Annotated in this window: 14 protein-coding genes; 10 read left to right on the top strand and 4 right to left on the bottom strand. The window is 65.1% G+C overall.

What is annotated here, in order from left to right; genetic code table 11:
* Nucleotides 1–11: 11 nt before the first annotated feature.
* Together J2X38_RS10035 and J2X38_RS10030 are read right to left on the bottom strand one after the other, a co-directional pair.
* Nucleotides 12–1,529 (bottom strand): chorismate-binding protein, encoded by a 1,518-nt coding sequence (locus J2X38_RS10035; RefSeq protein ID WP_310253667.1) that lies wholly within the window; start codon nucleotides 1,527–1,529, stop codon nucleotides 12–14.
* Between the two features lie 2 nt (nucleotides 1,530–1,531).
* Nucleotides 1,532–3,478 carry a SurA N-terminal domain-containing protein gene (locus tag J2X38_RS10030; protein WP_310253664.1) on the bottom strand — a complete coding sequence of 649 codons (1,947 nt, stop codon included), beginning with the start codon at nucleotides 3,476–3,478 and terminating at the stop codon, nucleotides 1,532–1,534.
* Between the two features lie 182 nt (nucleotides 3,479–3,660).
* Here J2X38_RS10030 and tpiA point away from each other — a divergent pair, with 182 nt between their 5' ends.
* From tpiA to J2X38_RS09980, 10 genes are all read left to right on the top strand, one after another.
* Nucleotides 3,661–4,413, top strand: coding sequence for a triose-phosphate isomerase (tpiA, locus tag J2X38_RS10025; RefSeq protein ID WP_310253661.1), 753 nt, complete (start codon nucleotides 3,661–3,663; stop codon nucleotides 4,411–4,413).
* 184 nt (nucleotides 4,414–4,597) lie between these two features.
* Complete coding sequence (secG, locus tag J2X38_RS10020; protein ID WP_310253658.1) at nucleotides 4,598–5,044, top strand: preprotein translocase subunit SecG; 447 nt, start codon at nucleotides 4,598–4,600, stop codon at nucleotides 5,042–5,044.
* Nucleotides 5,045–5,152: 108 nt separating this feature from the next.
* Entirely contained in the window at nucleotides 5,153–6,784 is a 1,632-nt protein-coding gene (locus J2X38_RS10015) for a CTP synthase (RefSeq protein WP_058538500.1), read from the top strand.
* A 25-nt stretch (nucleotides 6,785–6,809) separates the two neighbouring features.
* Nucleotides 6,810–7,493: a Crp/Fnr family transcriptional regulator gene (locus J2X38_RS10010; RefSeq protein ID WP_037515365.1), complete on the top strand. Its 684-nt coding sequence runs from the start codon at nucleotides 6,810–6,812 to the stop codon at nucleotides 7,491–7,493.
* Nucleotides 7,494–7,943: 450 nt separating this feature from the next.
* Nucleotides 7,944–9,194: a lipoprotein-releasing ABC transporter permease subunit gene (locus J2X38_RS10005; RefSeq protein WP_137888314.1), complete on the top strand. Its 1,251-nt coding sequence runs from the start codon at nucleotides 7,944–7,946 to the stop codon at nucleotides 9,192–9,194.
* The gene (locus tag J2X38_RS10000; RefSeq protein WP_310253651.1) at nucleotides 9,187–9,864 is read left to right on the top strand and encodes an ABC transporter ATP-binding protein; all 678 of its coding nucleotides are present in this window, start codon (nucleotides 9,187–9,189) and stop codon (nucleotides 9,862–9,864) included. Before J2X38_RS10005 ends, J2X38_RS10000 begins: the two co-directional genes overlap by 8 nt.
* A gap of 133 nt (nucleotides 9,865–9,997) precedes the next feature.
* A complete protein-coding gene (locus J2X38_RS09995; protein ID WP_310253649.1) occupies nucleotides 9,998–10,474 on the top strand; it encodes a glutathione peroxidase in 477 nt (158 codons plus the stop codon).
* A 39-nt stretch (nucleotides 10,475–10,513) separates the two neighbouring features.
* The gene (gene dnaE, locus J2X38_RS09990) at nucleotides 10,514–13,999 is read left to right on the top strand and encodes a DNA polymerase III subunit alpha (protein WP_310253646.1); all 3,486 of its coding nucleotides are present in this window, start codon (nucleotides 10,514–10,516) and stop codon (nucleotides 13,997–13,999) included.
* 58 nt (nucleotides 14,000–14,057) lie between these two features.
* A complete protein-coding gene (locus J2X38_RS09985) occupies nucleotides 14,058–14,465 on the top strand; it encodes a GFA family protein (RefSeq protein WP_310253644.1) in 408 nt (135 codons plus the stop codon).
* Nucleotides 14,466–14,570: 105 nt separating this feature from the next.
* Entirely contained in the window at nucleotides 14,571–16,169 is a 1,599-nt protein-coding gene (locus tag J2X38_RS09980) for a long-chain fatty acid--CoA ligase (RefSeq protein ID WP_310254838.1), read from the top strand.
* A 60-nt stretch (nucleotides 16,170–16,229) separates the two neighbouring features.
* Here J2X38_RS09980 and J2X38_RS09975 read toward each other — a convergent pair whose 3' ends face one another.
* Nucleotides 16,230–16,535 carry a GIY-YIG nuclease family protein gene (locus J2X38_RS09975; RefSeq protein ID WP_082639760.1) on the bottom strand — a complete coding sequence of 102 codons (306 nt, stop codon included), beginning with the start codon at nucleotides 16,533–16,535 and terminating at the stop codon, nucleotides 16,230–16,232.
* A gap of 44 nt (nucleotides 16,536–16,579) precedes the next feature.
* Nucleotides 16,580–17,668: a PA0069 family radical SAM protein gene (locus J2X38_RS09970; RefSeq protein WP_310253640.1), complete on the bottom strand. Its 1,089-nt coding sequence runs from the start codon at nucleotides 17,666–17,668 to the stop codon at nucleotides 16,580–16,582.
* Between the last annotated feature and the right edge of the window lie 22 nt (nucleotides 17,669–17,690).

Genomic DNA, 17,690 nt, shown 5'->3' with positions numbered 1-17,690 from the left:
CACCCGTCAAGCTATTGCCCGTACCCCGGCGTACCCGCCAGCTTCACCGCCTCGCGCGCCGCCGCGAACAGCGCACCCGCCTTCGCCTCGCACTCGCGCTGTTCATAGGCGGGATCGCTGTCGGCGACGATGCCTGCTCCCGCCTGCACATGCATTTCGCCGTCCTTGACGATTGCGGTGCGCAGCACGATGCAGCTGTCCATATTGCCGTCGGGCGCGAAATAACCGACGCCGCCCGCGTAAGGCCCGCGTGCATCGGCCTCGAGTTCGGCGATGATCTGGCACGCGCGGACCTTGGGCGCGCCGCTGACGGTGCCCGCGGGAAAACCCGCGAACAGCGCGTCGATCGCGTCCTTGTCGGGCGCGATGCGGCCGATGACGTTCGAGACGATGTGCATGACGTGGCTGTAGAATTCGACGGTGTAGCTGTCGGTTACGGTGACGGTCCCGCCGATCGCGGCGCGGCCGACATCGTTGCGGCCGAGGTCGAGCAGCATCAGATGCTCGGCGCGTTCCTTGGGGTCGGCGAGCAGACTCTCGCGGTTCTCGGCGTCCTCGGCGCTGGTGCGTCCGCGCGGGCGGGTGCCCGCGATCGGGCGGATGGTGATTTCGCCGTCCCTCACTCGCACGAGAATCTCGGGCGACGAACCGATCAGCGCGAAGCCGGGCAGGTCGAGGAAATAGAGGAAGGGCGAGGGGTTGATCCGGCGGAGCGCGCGATAGAGATCGAAGGGCGGCAGGTCGAACGGCGTCGAGAAACGCTGCGACAGCACGACCTGAAAGATATCGCCCGCGGCGATATAGTCCTTCGCGGTCGCGACCATTTTGGCAAAATGCGCAGGCGTGGTCGCGGGGTTCGCGGCGATATCGGTCGGCAGCGCGTCGGTCGACGCGCGGTCGGTGTGCGCGCTGACGCTCGACAGCCGCGCGGCGATGGTGTCGAGCCGGTCCTGCGCCGCCTCGATCATCCGGTCGATCGGCGCACCGTCGTCGGGCCAGATCGGCGCGATCAGGAAGAGTTCGTCGGCGAGGCGATCGAACACGAGGATCGTCGTCGGGCGCACGAAGACCATGTCGGGCAAGCCGAGACCCGGCCCCGGCGCGCGCGGGATGCGCTCGACGAGGCCGATCGTTTCATAGGCGAAGAAGCCGACAAGCGTCGCGAGCGCCTTGGGCAGCCTGTCGGGCACGTCGAAGCGGCATTCGGCGACGAGGTCGCGCAGCGCCTGGAGCGCCGGAGTTTCCAGCGGCTGGAACGCATCGCGGTCACGGCGCCAGTCGCGGTTGATCCGCGCCGCGTCGCCGGTGACCTCGAACATCAGGTCGGGGTCGAGGCCGAGCAGGCTGTAGCGCCCGCGCGTCTCGCCGCTCTCGACCGATTCGAGTACCCAGTCGCCGCGCCCCGGCTCGATCAGCTTGAGCGCCGCCGAAACCGGCGTTTCGATGTCGGCGATCAGCCGCTGCCAGACGACCGCGCCGCGGCCCTGCGCCAGCGCTTCGAGCGCGGCGGCTCTTCCCTCGAGACTCACCCTTATTCGGAGACCGGCGCGGTGCCGGTCAGCTCGGCACGCAGCTGGTTCACGAGATCCTTGTTAATCGTCACGCCGACGCGGCGCTTGGCTTCGGCGGCGAGCTGCTCGATCAGCTCGTTGCCGAAGGCGGGTGCGAGCGGCTGCGCGATCGCGGCGACGCGTGCGGGTTCGATCGACTTCGGATCGGGCCGCTGAACGTCGTTGAGCGCGATCACCATCCAGCCGCGGTTGCCGGGGATTTCGAGCGTCTTGACGCTGTTCTTCGCCATCGAGAAGAGCAGCGCGAGTTCGGGCGGAACGGGCTTGCCGCCAGCACCGAGTTCGGCACGGCGACCACCGATCGTCTGGACATTGCCGATGTTGGGGCCGGCGGCGACGACGGCTTCGTTCAGGCTCTTGCCGGCTTCGACCGCCTTGACGATCGCGCGCGCCTTGCCGCGGGCAACCTTCTGCCCCTCGGCAAAACGCCATTCGCTGAGCAGGTCGGCGCGGATCTGCGCGAACGGCGGCGGCGCGGCGGCGGTGATCGACTTCACCGCATAGACCGCGAATTTCTCGTTCTCGACGAGCGTCGCGATATGGCCTTCACCTTCGCCGGCGGCCTGGAAAGCCTGCGCGACGAGCGGCGCCAGTTCGGGCGCGGGGACGAAAGCGGGCTGGGCGGGGGCGCGGCCGCTGGGCAGGATCGCGGGCGTTTCGACCAGCTGAAGCTTGCGGTCGGCGGCGATTTCCTCGACCGACGCGCCGCCGTTCACGGCATCCTGGATCGCGTTATAATAATCGACGATCGCCTCGTTCGCCTTGTTCTTGGCAAGCTCGGTGCGAATCTCGGCGCTGGCGTCGGCGAGGCTGCGCGCGGGCTTCGCGGTCACATCCTCGACGCGCGCGACGGTCCAGCCGAGGCCGGTCTGCGTCGGGCCGATCAGGTCGCCGGGCTTGGCGGCGAAGGCAGCCTTGGCCGCCGCGGCGCTGCTCGTTGCGGCATAGGCCGACTGGGTGAGGTCGCCGGTGGTCGAAGCCGAGAGGCCCGCCGCCTGCGCCGCGGCAGCGAGCGGGGTGCCGCCGCGAACCTTGGCGGCCAGCGCGGTCGCCGCCGCCTGATCGGGCACGATCACCTGCGCAAAGCGGCGCGTCTCGCTCGCGGTATATTGCGCGGCATTGTCCTTATAGACCTTGGCGATTTCGGCGTCGGTGACCGCGGGAACCGGCACCGCGGCGCGATCGAACAGCGCGTACTGGACCACGCGGCGTTCGGGGACGGTGAACTTGGCGGTGTTCTGCGACAGGAACGTCTTCAGCGCGGCGTCGCCGGGATCGGCGGTCGGCGCGAAGGGGCTCGCCGGAATGAAGGTCGCTTGCCCGCGCCGCTGTTCCATCAAAAGCGCGGCATAGGGCTGCGCCATGCCGGGCGCGATCCGCGGCATCATGGCGATCGGTGCGGCGAGCTGTTCGATCAGGAGCTGCTGGCGCAGGTCGCGGCGAAGCTGGGTTTCGGTGAGGCCGTTCTGGCGCAGGAAATTCTCGAAGACCTTCTGGTCGAACTTGCCCGACACGCCGGCAAAGGCGGGCAGATCGGCGATGCGGCCGTCGATCAGCCGCTTGCTGACGCTGAACCCCATGCCGGTTGCGAACTGGTCGAACGCGCTGCCTTCGACGAGTTGATCGAGCACCTGGTCGAGCCCGCCGCCTTCGACGAACGCTGCCATCGTCAACCCAGGCTGGCGCTGGCGCGCCTGGTCATAAGCCTGACGCGCCCGGTCGCGCAGTTCGCCGACGCCGATCTGTTCGCTGCCGACCTTGGCGACGTTGGCGCCGCCGAGCCCGCCGAAACTCGAATTGCCCGTCACATCGCCCAGCGCGAAGGCGAGGCCGACGAGGACGACGAAGCCGAGGGCAAGGAATTTGCCGATCGTCGAGGCAAACATGGCGCGGATAGCGGTAATCATGGAGCGGGCATTCTTTCCGGCAGGGCGCGGGTCACGCGCGATTGCGCGCTGCTTTAGGCGGGAGGCGGGGCCGCATCAAGGCCGGAAAGGGGCTTTATCGCCTGTGCGCGACGCGGCTTGCCTATCGCGCCTATGCGCCGCTAGGGCGAGGGCAAGGTTCGAATAGAGGGAGACGCAGACAAATGACGCGGCGCAAATATGTGGTCGGCAACTGGAAGATGAACGGGCTTTCGGCGGCAATCGGCGAAGCGCAGGCGATCTTCGCCGCGGCGGACGAGCATGCCGTCGTCGATGTAGCGATCTGCCCGCCCTTCACGCTGATCGGCGCGCTGGTCGCCGCGGCGCCGGGCAAGGCGGTCGGCGGACAGGATTGCCATAGCGCCACATCGGGCGCCTTCACCGGATCGGTCGCCGCGGCGATGCTCGCCGACATCGGCGCGAGCGTCGTGATCGTCGGGCACAGCGAGCGCCGCGAAGGTTTTGCCGAGAGCGACGCCGATGTGCGCGGCAAGGCCGAAGCCGGCCTTGCCGCCGGCCTGTCGGTGATCCTGTGCGTCGGCGAACCGCGCGAGGTCCGCGAATCGGGCGGCGCGATCGACTATGTCCTCGCGCAGATCGCTGGATCGGTGCCGGAAAGCTTCGATCCGCACCGGCTGGCCATCGCTTATGAACCGATCTGGGCGATCGGGACCGGGCTTGTGCCGACGGTCGCCGATGTCGCGGCGATGCACGGCGCGATCCGCGGCGCGCTCGCGGCGCGGTTCGGCGGTGCGGCGGGTGATATGCGCATTCTTTACGGCGGGTCGGTCAATGGCGAGAACGCCGCCGAACTGCTCGATGCCGGCGACGTTGATGGCGCGCTGGTTGGTGGGGCGAGCCTGACTGCGGCCAAGTTCGTGCCGATCGTCGCGGCGGCGGCGACAATCCCGGGTTGACCATTATTCGTCGCCCCCGCGAAGGCGGGGCCGCTGGCAACCTTGCTCAAGGCCGATGGCGGCCCCCGCCTTCGCGGGGGCGACGGATTATTTCTGAGGCGACGTATGGGTTGAAGCGAAGCCGCTTCGTCTCTATGTGCGCCGCGGGCGCGGTCCGTTTGAGGTCGCGCAAGTTCGGGAAAATATGATGTCCAGTCTCTTCACCTTCATCCTCGTCCTGCAGGCGCTCGTCGCTGCGGTGATGATCGGCGTCATATTGATGCAGAAGTCGGAAGGTGGCGGTCTGGGCGTCGGCGGCAGCCCCGCGGGCCTGCTTTCGGCGCGCGGTGCGGCGGATTTCATGACCCGTGCGACGACGGTCCTTGCGACGGCGTTTGTCGCGCTGTCGATCGTGCTGGCGGCGATGGCCTCGGTTGGTCGCAGCGGCTCGACGATCGACACCTCGCTGTCGAAAACGGCGCAGACGAGCGGCGCGGCTCCGGCTTCGTCACTGACCGGCCCGGTGCAGCCTGCCCCCGCTGGAACGGCGCCCGCGGTTGCGAGTGACGATCCGCTGGCGGCCGCAGCTGCAGCAGCATCGAGCCAGGAAGCCGCACCGGCACCGGCGCAGGCACCACCCGCCAAGAAATAACCGGCGGCTTCGGCCTCCACCTGTAACCCGCCCGGCGGAAAATATTTCCGCCGGATGCGATTCGACGGCTTGCGCCGTCCCCCTCCCGTTGAGTAAGTCTTTCCTCCCATGGCGCGGTTCATTTTTATCACCGGCGGCGTGGTCTCCTCGCTTGGCAAAGGTTTGATGGCGGCTAGCCTCGCGGCCTTGTTGCAAGCGCGCGGCTATCGCGTCCGTATCCGGAAATTCGATCCCTATCTGAACGTCGATCCCGGCACGATGTCGCCCTATCAGCACGGCGAGGTCTATGTGACCGACGACGGCGCCGAAACCGACCTCGATCTGGGGCATTATGAACGCTTTACCGGCGTTGCCGCGCGGCAGAGCGACAATGTCACCTCGGGCCGCATCTATCAGGGTATCATCGCCAAGGAGCGCCGCGGCGACTATCTGGGCGCGACGGTGCAAGTCGTTCCGCACGTCACCGACGCGATCAAGGAATTTGCGCGCGCCGAGATCGACGACCTCGATTTCGTGCTGTGCGAGATCGGCGGGACGGTCGGCGATATCGAATCGCTGCCCTTCATCGAGGCGATCCGCCAGCTCAAGAATGAAGAGGGACGCGAAAACGCGATCTCGGTCCATGTCACGCTGGTGCCGTACATCGCGGCCGCGGGCGAACTCAAGACCAAGCCGACGCAGCACAGCGTGCGCGAACTGGCGTCGCTGGGCGTCCAGCCCGACATCCTGCTCTGTCGCTGCGAAAAGCCGCTGCCCGAGAGCGAACGCGCGAAAATCGCGCTCTTCTGCAACGTCCGCAAGGAAGCGGTGATCCCGGCGCTCGACGCCGACAGCATCTATTCGGTCCCGGTCCAGTACCATGGCGAAGGGCTGGACACTGAGGTTTTGCGCGCGTTCGGCATCCACGACGCGCCCGCGCCCGATCTGTCGCGCTGGTACGACATCATGGACCGCAAGCAGCACCCCGAAGGCGAAGTCACGATCGGCGTCGTCGGCAAATATGTGTCGCTGCCCGATGCGTACAAGTCGCTGAACGAGGCACTGGTCCACGGTGGCATGGCGCACCGCGTCAAGGTCAACATCCGCTGGCTCGACGCCGAAATGTTCGAGCGCGACGAGGATCTCGCCGCGAATCTCGAACCGATGCACGGCATTCTCGTCCCCGGCGGCTTCGGCGAGCGCGGGTCCGAAGGCAAGATTTCGAGCGTCCGCTTCGCGCGCGAACGCAATGTGCCCTTCTTCGGCATCTGCCTCGGCATGCAGATGGCGTGCATCGAGGGCGCGCGAAACACGAGCGGCATCGCCGACGCGTCGAGCACCGAATTCGGCCCGACCGACGAGCCCGTCGTCGGGATGATCACCGAATGGATGAGCGACGAAGGCTTGCAGAAGCGCGGCGCCGACACCGACCTCGGCGGCACGATGCGGCTGGGCGCCTATGAGGCGAAACTGTCGCCGAACAGCCATGTCGCGAGCGTCTATGGCGCGAACGACATCAGCGAGCGCCATCGCCACCGCTACGAGGTCAATAACGCCTATCGCGAAAGCCTGGAGAAGGGCGGTCTCGTCTTTTCGGGCATGTCGCCCGACGGCATGTTGCCGGAAATCGTTGAGCGCCCGGACCATCCGTGGTTTATCGGGGTGCAGTTCCATCCGGAACTCAAGTCGAAGCCGTTCGATCCGCATCCCTTGTTCGCGGGTTTCATCGAAGCGGCGGTGAAGCAGAGCCGGCTGGTCTAGCGCCGGGAAAAAGGGGTGTAGGGGCATGGATCACGCGAGACTCGCCGAGTTGCAGGGCCCCGACAGCATCTTTTCCGGGCTCTCGGTCGAAGATTGGGCCGAGATCGCCAGCCGCGCGGTGCAGGTCAATTTCGTCAAGGGCAAGGAATTGCTCGTCCAGGGCGACCCGGGCGACATGATGCTGATCCTGACCGAAGGCACCGCGCGCGTGTCGATGCTGACCTCGGGCGGGCGCGAAATCGTGCTCGCCTATGCCGAACCCGGCGCGATATTGGGCGAGATCGCACTGCTCGACGGCGGCGAGCGCACCGCATCGGTGACCGCGACGAGCGCCGGCAGCGCGCTCCAGCTCGGGCGTAATGCGCTCAAGGATTTCGCCGCGAGCCATCCCGAATTCGCCTGGTCGCTGATGCAGCAGCTCGCACGGCGCCTGCGCACCGCCGATCAGACGATCGAAAGCGACCGGGCTTACGCGTCGGGGCCGCGGCTTGCGCGTTACCTCAAGCGCCTGATTCGCAAGGATGTTGAGGCGTCGCAGCGCGTCGAACTCAGCCAGACCGAACTCGGCAATTTTGCGGGGATGAGCCGCGAGCATATCAACCGCCAGCTCAAGAGCTGGGAGGAATCGGGGGTGATTTCGCTCGAACAAGGGCGCGTGCGCGTGCTCGATGCCGATATGCTGGAGGATATCAGCGAGAGCGAGGGGTAACAAACGCTCGTCATTCCCGCGAAAGCGGGAACCTAGCGAGCCAGCGTCACAACTGGGTTCCCGCTTTCGCGGGAATGACGATGTTGGAGCTCGTTATGATCGGCCCGGAATCACAACGCCCGGGCCTCGCTTTGCGAAACCCGGGCGCCTGTGACGAACACTCGCCATCCCCCTTTGTTGCAGGCCTGGCGAAAGGCCTGCACTCCCTGGAGCCGGGCCTTTGGGCCGCGTTGAACCAGAAGCAGCGTGGGTAGGTCCGCAGGGGGGCTTTGTCACTCTCTGACGGGCAGCTGGCCCTGCTTTTGCCGGGCGCTGTGACCTATCGGCAACACATTCAGCAAATCATTTGCGGTTTGACGCCATGCCGGCGACCATTGCCAGCGGTGGCAGGGCTGCCTAAAGCGGCGCTATGCGTGTCATTCCTCATGCGCCGCAAAGGCACATCGCTCCATGATCCTGCGTCCGTACGAACGCACCATCTTCAAACGCTATATGCTTCCGCAGCGCGGCGAAGGGTTCATCTTCGTCGCGGCGGCGTTCAGCTTCACAGCCGTCATGCTCGGCGTCGCAGCGCTGGTGATCGTGATGAGCGTGATGAACGGCGTGCGCAGCGACCTGTTCGACAAGATCGTCGGCCTCAACGGTCATGCGGTGGTGCAGGGCTTCGGCGGGCGGCTCGACGACTGGCAGGACGTGCTGAAGCAGGCAAAAGCGACGCCGGGCGTCGTTTCGGCGACGCCGCTGATCGAGCAGCCCCTGCTCGGAAGCTTCAGCGGGCGCGTCGAAGGGATATTGGTGCGCGGCATGCTGGTGCCCGACATCCGCAACAACGAAACACTGAATGGTAAGGTGCTGCAAGGCAGTCTCGATACGCTGACCCCCGGTTCGGGCAATATCGCAATCGGCAGCGAACTGGCGCGCAATCTGGGCGCGACGGTTGGATCGAACCTGACGATCATCAATCCGCAAGGGCGCTCGACCCCTTTCGGCACCGTGCCACGCGAGATCAGCTATCGGATTACCGCGATTTTCGAGATCGGCGTCTATGATTTCGACAAGGCCTATGTCGTCATGCCGATGGAAGATGCCCAATTGCTTCTGCTAACCGGCGACCAGGTCGGCATGATCGAGGTGAAGACCAGCGATCCCGACAAGGTCGGCGAAATATTGCGGCCGCTCGCCGAAAAGGTCGCGGCGCAGGCGGTCGTGTCCGACTGGCGTTCGATGAACGCGAGCCTGTTCGAGGCGCTGTCGATCGAGCGCGTCGCGATGTTCGTTATCCTGTCGCTGATCATCCTCGTCGCCGCATTCAACATCGTCTCGTCGCTGATCATGCTCGTGCGCGCAAAGACGCGTGACATGGCGATATTGCGCACGATGGGCGCGCCGCGCGACGCGGTGATGCGTATCTTCATGGCGATAGGGCTTTCGATCGGTGTTGCGGGAACGATCGCCGGGATGATCGTCGGTTTCTCGCTGCTCTATTTCCGCCAGGGCGTGCTGCGCGGGGTCGAGTTCCTGACCGGCCAGCCGCTGTGGGATCCGTCGATCCGTTTCCTTACCGAACTGCCGTCGAAGCCCGATCCGTTCGAGATTACAGCGATCGTCATCATGGTGATCGTCTTCAGCTTCCTCGCGACGCTCTATCCTGCATATAAAGCCGCCAATACCGACCCCGTGCAGGTGCTGCGTTATGAGTGACAAGGTTCTGGAGCTTCACGCACTGAAGCGCAGCTTCACGCAGGGCGACGTCACCATCGACGTGCTGCGCGGGGTCGATGCCCATCTGAAACGCGGCGAAATCGTCGCGCTGCTCGGGCCGTCGGGGTCGGGCAAGTCAACGATGCTGCAAGCCGTTGGCCTGCTCGAAGGCGGGTTCGACGGGACGATCAGCATCGATGGCCATGATGTCACGCGATACGATCAGGGCGAGCGAACGAAGACGCGGCGCGAAAAGATCGGCTTCGTCTATCAATTCCATCACCTGCTCCCCGATTTCAACGCGATCGAGAATGTGATCCTGCCGCAGTTGATCCGCGGCGCGGGGCAGGCCGAGGCCGAGGAACGCGCGGCGGACCTGCTCGGGCGGCTGGGACTGGGCGAGCGCTTGCAGCACAAACCAAGCAAGCTGTCAGGCGGCGAGCAGCAGCGCGTCGCGGTGGCGCGTGCGCTGGCCAACCGGCCCCTGCTGGTGCTCGCCGACGAGCCGACGGGCAATCTCGACGAGGCGACGGCCGATCGAGTGTTCGACCAGTTCGTCAAGCTCGTGCGCGACCATGGCTCGGCGGCGCTGGTCGCGACGCACAACGAGCGGCTCGCGGCGCGGATGGACCGCGTGCTGCGCTTGCACGATGGGCGGATCGAGGCGTAGGCTCGCCAGAGCTATTACAGACCCAGTTTCCGTTCGCATCGAGCGAAGTCGAGATGCCCATCGATCAAGCGCCAAGCTGAGGGGTGTCTCGACTTCGCTCGACACGAACGGATTGGTCAGAAGGGGACGGACTATGGCATTCTACGATCTTTCGGCGAAGCTGCCCGGCGGCGGCACGCAATCGCTGGCGGACTATCGCGGCAAGGTGCTGCTGATCGTCAACACCGCGTCGAAATGCGGCTTCACCCCGCAATATGAGGGGCTGGAAGAGCTCTACCGCGACTATAAGGACCGCGGGCTCGAGATCCTCGCTTTCCCGTGCAACCAGTTCGGCGCGCAGGAGCCCGGCGATGCGGCGGAAATCGCGAATTTCTGTTCGCTGACCTATGATGTCAGCTTCCCGCTGATGGCCAAGATCGACGTCAACGGCGACGACGCCGATCCGATCTTCAAGCATCTGAAGAAGGAAAAGACCGGTCTCCTCGGCAGCGGGATCAAGTGGAATTTCACCAAATTCCTGGTTGGTCGCGATGGCAAGACGGTGTCGCGCCACGCGCCGACGACGAAGCCCGAACAATTGCGCAAAGAGATTGAGGAACTGTTGGGTTAACCCTTGGCAGAATCGGTGCTGTCATTGTAGCGTCATTCGATGGCCTTCAGCCCCTTTGTCCCCCTTCGCGTCTTTTCCAGCTACACGATGCTCGAAGGGGCGATCGAGCCCAAGTTGATCGCCAAGGCGGCCCGCGAGCGCGGGTTTCCGGCGATCGCGGTCGCCGATCGCAACGGGCTTTACGGCGTCATGGCATTTGGCGAGGCGTGCAAGGCGGCGGGGGTGCAGCCGATCGTCGGCACGCTGCTGAGCGTCGCACGCCCCGGACAGCGCCTCGCGAACGGCGCTCCGATCATCGACTGGCTCGCGCTCTATGCGCAGGACAATGCCGGATATGACAATCTATGCGCGCTCGTGTCGGCGGCGCATCTCGGCCGTCCGGTCGAGCAGGACCCGCATGTGCTGCTGTCCGACATCGCGGGCAGGACCGATGGGCTGATCTGCCTCACCGGCGGCGGCGAGGGTGCGCTCGCGCGATTGCTCGCGGGCGAGCAGAAGAGCGCGGCCGAGGATTATGTCGAGCAATTGGAAGCGCTGTTCGGCGGGCGGCTCTATATCGAATTGTCGCGGCGCGGCGATGCGACCGAGGTCGCGGCCGAAGCGGCGCTGATCGATCTGGCCTATGCGCGCGCGCTGCCGATCGTTGCGACGAACCCGGCGAATTTCGTCGAACCGAACTTCCATCCCGCGCACGACGCGATGCTGTGTATCGCGCAGTCGGCCTATGTCGAGAGCGAGGACCGGCGCGTTTCGAGCCCTGAAGCCTGGCTGAAACCCGCCGAAGCGATGGAAGACGCCTTTTCGGACCTGCCTGAGGCAATCCGCAACAGTTTGGTCCTCGCGCAGCGCTGCGCGTTCATGGCGCCGAAGCGCGCACCGATCCTGCCCAGCCTCGCGGGCGACCGCGAGGGCGAGGCGGCGCAGCTCAAAGCCGACGCGCACGCCGGGCTGACAGCGCGGCTCGCGCACTATCCTGAACTGACCGACGAGGAACGCGAAGCCTATGTCACGCGCCTCGATTTCGAAGTCGATGTCATCGTTCAGATGGGCTTCCCCGGCTACTTCCTGATCGTTGCCGACTTCATCAAATGGGCGAAAAATCACGACATTCCGGTGGGGCCGGGGCGTGGCTCGGGCGCGGGCAGCGTCGTCGCCTGGGCGCTGACGATCACCGACCTCGATCCGCTCAAGCTCGGCCTGCTCTTCGAACGCTTCCTCAATCCCGAACGCGTGTCGATGCCCGACTTCGACATCGACTTCTGCGAAACGCGGCGGGGCGAAGTGATCCGCTATGTGCAGGAGAAATATGGCCGGGACACGGTGGCGCAGATCATCACCTTCGGTAAGCTGAAGGCGCGCGCGGTGCTCAAGGACACCGGGCGCGTGCTCCAGATGAGCTATGGCCAGGTCGACCGGCTCGCGAAGCTGGTCCCGAACCATCCGACCGACCCGTGGACACTCGAACGCGCGCTGAACGGCGTCGCCGAGCTGATGACGGAATATAAGCAGGACGACGGGGTGCGGCGCCTGTTCGATATGGCGCGCCAATTGGAAGGCCTGCCGCGGCACAGCTCTACCCATGCCGCGGGTGTGGTGATCGGCGACCGCCCGCTCGACCAGCTCGTCCCGCTCTATCGCGATCCGCGTTCGGACATGCCGGTGACACAGTTCGACATGAAATATGTCGAGAGCGCGGGGCTGGTAAAATTCGACTTCCTCGGGCTCAAGACTTTGTCGGTGCTCAAGGAGGCGCGACGCCTGCTCGCGCTGCGCGGGATCGACGTCGATCTCGACACGCTGGCGTGGGACGATACCGCGGTTTACGAGCTGCTCCAGCGCGGCGAGACGGTCGGGGTGTTCCAGCTGGAATCCGAAGGCATGCGGCGCACGCTGTCGGCGGTGAAACCGACCAATTTCGGCGACATCATCGCGCTCGTCGCGCTCTATCGCCCGGGGCCAATGGACAATATCCCGCTGTTCGGCGCGCGTAAGAACGGGCGCGAGGCGATCGCCTATCCGCACCCGCTGCTCGAAGGCATCCTTGCCGAAACCTATGGCATTTTCGTCTATCAGGAACAGGTGATGCAGGCGGCGCAGATCCTGGCGGGCTACAGTCTCGGCGGCGCCGACCTCCTCCGCCGCGCGATGGGCAAGAAGGTCCAGGCCGAAATGGACGCGCAGCGCGAGACCTTTGTGAAGGGCTGCGGCGAGCATAACCAGATCGCTCCCAAAGCGGCGAACGAGCTGTTCGACTTGATCGACAAGTTCGCGGGCTATGGTTTCAACAAGAGCCACGCCGCCGCCTATGCGCTGCTGTCGTACCAGACCGCGTGGCTGAAGGCGCATTATCCGCACGAATTCTTCGCGGCATCGATGTCGTTCGATAGCCATCAGACCGACAAATTGTCGATCTTCATCGACGATATGCGGCGCCTCGACGTCGGAATCGCGCCGCCGTCGGTCAACGACAGCGAGGCGGATTTCTCGGTCGGCCGCAACGACGATGGGCTGACGGTCCGTTACGCGCTCGGCGCGCTCAAGGGCGTCGGCGAAAAGGCGATGGAAGCGCTGGTCGCCGAGCGCGCCAAGGGCGATTTTGCGTCGCTCGACGATTTCGCGAGCCGCATCGATCCCAAGCTGCTCAACCGGCGCCAGATCGAGGCGCTGGCGGGGGCGGGGGCGTTCGACCCCATCGAGCCAGATCGTCCGCGCGCCTTTGCCGGCGCCGAAAGCCTGCTCGCCTGCGCGAACAGCTCGGCGCACGAACGCTCGACGGGTCAGGGCGGCCTGTTCGGCGGCGATATCGCGATCGCCCCGGCGTTGCAGCTGCCCGCCGCCGAGCCGTGGACGCTCGCCGAACGCATGACGCGCGAGAAGGACGCCTTCGGCTTCTATTTCTCGTCGCATCCAGTCGAGCAATATGAGGCGATCGTCGCGGCGCGCGGCGCGCGGTCCTATGGCGACATCTGCGCCAATGTCGAAATGACGCCGGGTACGCGCATTCCGATGACGATGGCGGGCATGGTCGAAAGCGCGCGGCCGCGCGTGTCGCAGCGCGGCAATCGTTTCCTCAACCTGACGCTTTCCGACCGCAGCGGGCAATTCCAGTCGAGTTGTTTCGACGAACAGGCCGGCAAGATATTGGAAGCTCTCGCGGCCGACGGCGGCTGCGCGATCCTGTCGGTCGAGCTCGACCTGCTCGAGGGCGAAGAAACGCCGCGCGTCACGGTACGCGGCGCGCAGCCGCTGGCCGAAATGGCGGCGATCGCGGCGCTGGAACTGACATGCCGCGTCGCATTGCCCGATGCGATCGCGGAGATGGCGCGCCTGCTCGAGCGGCGCGACGATGCGCGCGGCCGCGTGTTCGTTCTGACCGAGGATCCCGACACCGGCGACGAACTTCGCATCAACCTCGGCCGCGGTTTCGCGCTGGGTCCTGATCTCGTCGCGCGGTTCGAAACGGTCGCGGGTGTCAGCGACGTGACGCTGTCGCTGTTCACTCCCAAGGATTTTCGGGCGCGTTAGCGATCCACGGTCGCCGCGCTCCTTCGGTAACCATCCAGCATGAAACAGGAGGTACGGAATGACCCGAACGATTGCCGGCGCATGTCTTTGCGGTGCGGTCAGTTTCGAGATTGTCGGCGAATTTCACGCCTTCTATCTTTGCCATTGTTCGCGATGTCGCAAGGGCAGCGGGTCGGCGCATGGCGCAAACCTATTCTCGGCAACGGCAAAGCTCAGCTGGTTGTCGGGAGAGGACAAGGTGAAATCCTATCACCTTCCCGCGACCCGCCATCAAAGAGACTTCTGCACCGACTGCGGGTCGGGACTGCCGCGCGAAGTGATGCAGGGAGCGATGCTCGTCGTCCCGGCCGGAAGCATCGACAGCGCGATCGATATCCGGCCGACCGCGCATATCTGTTGTGACAGCCGCGCCGGATGGGACGCCGATCTGGAAACGGTTCCAAAGATCGGCGGGCTTCCCGGCTGATCGCGTCGCAGTTTTCGCGCCGGCCGATCCGTTGACGCTTGCGTAAACCGCATTCCTCGCCTTATCCCTAGGGCAAAGAAATGAGAGGAATGCCTGATGTCCGGAATGCAGAGCCAGCCGCTGCTGGTCACCAGCCTGATCGACCATGCCGCGCGCGAACATGCGAACCGCGAGATCGTGTCGCGCTGGGCCGATGGCAGCGTGACTCGCACGACGTGGGGCGAGGTCGGGACGGATGCGCGCCGTTTCGCCGCGGCGATGACGCGGTTGGGGATGAGCAAGGGCGACCGCATCGCGACGCTGGCGATGAACCATGGCCATCATCTCGTCAGCTGGTACGGCAGCGCGGGGATGGGCGGGGTGCTTCATACAGTGAACCCCCGGCTGTTCGACGAGCAGCTCGTCTATATCGTCAACCATGCCGACGACCGCGTGCTGTTGTTCGATGCGATGTTCCTGCCGATCGTCGAGCGGCTGCGCCCGCAGTTGCCAACCGTCGAGCATTTCATCCTGTTCGACGCGCCGGCGCGCGAAGGCTATCTCTCGTACCGCGACCTGATCGACGCCGAGGACGGCAGCTTCGAATGGGTGAAGCTCGACGAGCGCGATCCGGTCGGGCTTTGCTATACGAGCGGCACCACCGGCAATCCCAAGGGCGTGCTCTACGAACATCGCTCGAACGTCATCCATGCGATCACCGAGATCCAGCCCGACGTCTTCGGCCTTTCGAACCGCAGCGTGATTCTGCCGATTGTGCCGATGTTCCATGCCAACAGCTGGGGCGTGCCCTTTGCCGCTGCGACGGTCGGGGCCAAGCTGGTGTTCTCGGCGACCAATGATGCGCAGGTGCTGTGCGACCTGATGCACGACGAGGGGGTTACCCACAGCGCCGGTGTGCCGACGGTGTGGATCGCGATGTTCGCGCATATGGATGCGACCGGCATCGGTTACGGCAAGCTCGAACGCGTGATCATCGGCGGATCGGCGGCGCCGCGCGCGATGATCGAACGCTTCATGCGGGCGGGGATCGCGGTCGGTCATGCGTGGGGGATGACCGAAACCAGCCCGATCGGAACGATGGGCAAGCGGCCGTGGAACTGGGACGAGCTGAGCTTCGATGAACAGGTCGACATCGTGTGCCGCCAGGGCTGCCCGCCGTTCGGGGTCGAGCTGCGCATCGTCGATGACGAGGACAAGGACTTGCCGCGCGACGGAGTGACCAGCGGGCGGCTGCAATGCCGTGGGCCGTGGATCATCCAGCGCTATTTCAAGGCCGATGTTGACGCCGCCGATGGCGACGGCTGGTTCGACACCGGCGATGTCGCGGTGCTGCACCCCGACGGCGTCATGCAGATCACCGACCGCGCCAAGGATGTGATCAAGTCGGGCGGCGAGTGGATCAGCTCGATCGAGCTGGAAAATGCTGCGGTGGGTGCGCCCGGGGTGCAGGAGGCAGCTGCGGTCGGCGTCTATCACCCGAAATGGGACGAACGGCCGATCCTGTTGATCGTCAAAAAGCCGGGGTCCGAGGTGAGCGAGGCGGCGATCGTCGAATACCTCAAGGACAAGGTCGCCAAATGGTGGCTGCCCGACGAGATCGTCTTTGTCGATGAACTGCCGCACACCGCGACGGGCAAGATCTTGAAGCGCCAGATCCGCGACGATTACAAGGATTACAAGCTTAAGTCGCTGGTGGGGGCATGATCCAGCGCGCGACGTAAAAGGCGTCGCCCCTGCGAAGGCAGGGGCCGCTGTCGGCATCGCTCAGCCGTTGATGTGTTCAAAAAGGTCGGCCCATTCGGGATTGGCCTCCGAGATCAGCCGGAGCTTCCATCCGCGTTTCCACTTCTTCAGGGCTTTTTCGCGGACGATAGCTTCGTCGATCCGACCGAATGGCTCGGCATAGACCAAGCGCGTCAGATCCCATTTCTTGCAAAAATCCGAGCCGGTCCCTGATCGATGCATAAAGATGCGGGCAGGGAGATCGGCTGTTACGCCGATATAGAGGATGCCCATCGGCTTATTGGTCATGATGTAGACATAGGCGCGTCCCATCAAAATCAGCTCCATGATCACAGCGGCCCCTGCCTTCGCAGGGGCGACGATTGTTTCTGCTAGAACAACTCCATCTGCCCGTCGCGCTCGGGTGGCCTGAACAGGTCGCTTCGGATCGGCGGGAAACTGCGGTCCATGCCATGTTCGCGGGCGGCGCGTTTGACGCGGGTGCGGATGAGCTGCGCCCAGACGCCGTGGCCCCGCATGCGCGTGAAGAATTCGGGGTCATTGTCGCGGCCGCCGCGGATGTCCTGTACCATATGCATCACCTTGTCGGCGCGGTCGGGATAGTGCGCCGCGAGCCAGGCGCGGAACAAGGGCGCAACCTCGAAGGGCAGGCGCATCAATATATAGGACACACGGATCGCGCCTGCTTCGGCGGCGGCCTTCATAATGGCCTCAATCTCGTGGTCGGTGATCGCGGGGATGATCGGCGAGATATTGACCTGCGTCGGCACGCCCGCATCGATCAGCTTGCGGATCGCGGCAAGGCGGCGGCGCGGGTGCGGTGCGCGGGGTTCGAGCGTGCGCGCGATGGCAGGGTCGAGCGTCGTCACCGACACTGCCACGCCGACCAGATTGTCGCGCGCCATGTCGGCGAGCAGGTCGATATCGCGAAGGACGCGGTCGGACTTGGTGGTGATGATCAGCGGGTGGCGCGTTTCGGCAAGAACTTCGACGATCGAACGGGTGATGCCCCAGTCGCGCTCGATCGGCTGGTAGCCGTCGGTGTTGGTGCCGATCGCCAGCGGCGCCGGCGTATAGCCGCGCTTTGCCAGTTCGGCGCGCAGCAGCTTTGCGGCGTCGGGTTTGGCGAAGAGTTTGCTTTCGAAATCGAGCCCGGGGGACAGGTCGTGGAAGGCGTGCGTCGGGCGCGCGAAGCAATAGATGCAGCCATGTTCGCAGCCGCGATAGGGATTGATCGAGCGGTCGAAGCCGATGTCGGGCGACTTGTTGCGCGAAATGATCGTTTTCGGGTGCTCGACCGTGACCGTCGTGCGCAGCCGCGGGGCTTCGCCGTCGATGTCCTCCGCCGCGTCGAGCCAGTCGCCGTCGAGGACGCGCTCGGCCGATCCGGTGCGCTTCGGGCGCAGATTTGTCGGTGCGCCGCGGCCCGCGATCGGGGGGAGGGGTTTGGGCGATTCCATCGGGCCAAACTACGCGCCCAGT

The organism is Sphingopyxis sp. BE235, from assembly GCF_031457175.1.
In the GTDB taxonomy this organism is placed as follows: Bacteria; Pseudomonadota; Alphaproteobacteria; order Sphingomonadales; family Sphingomonadaceae; genus Sphingopyxis.
This window is presented reverse-complemented; position numbering and strand designations above follow the sequence as displayed.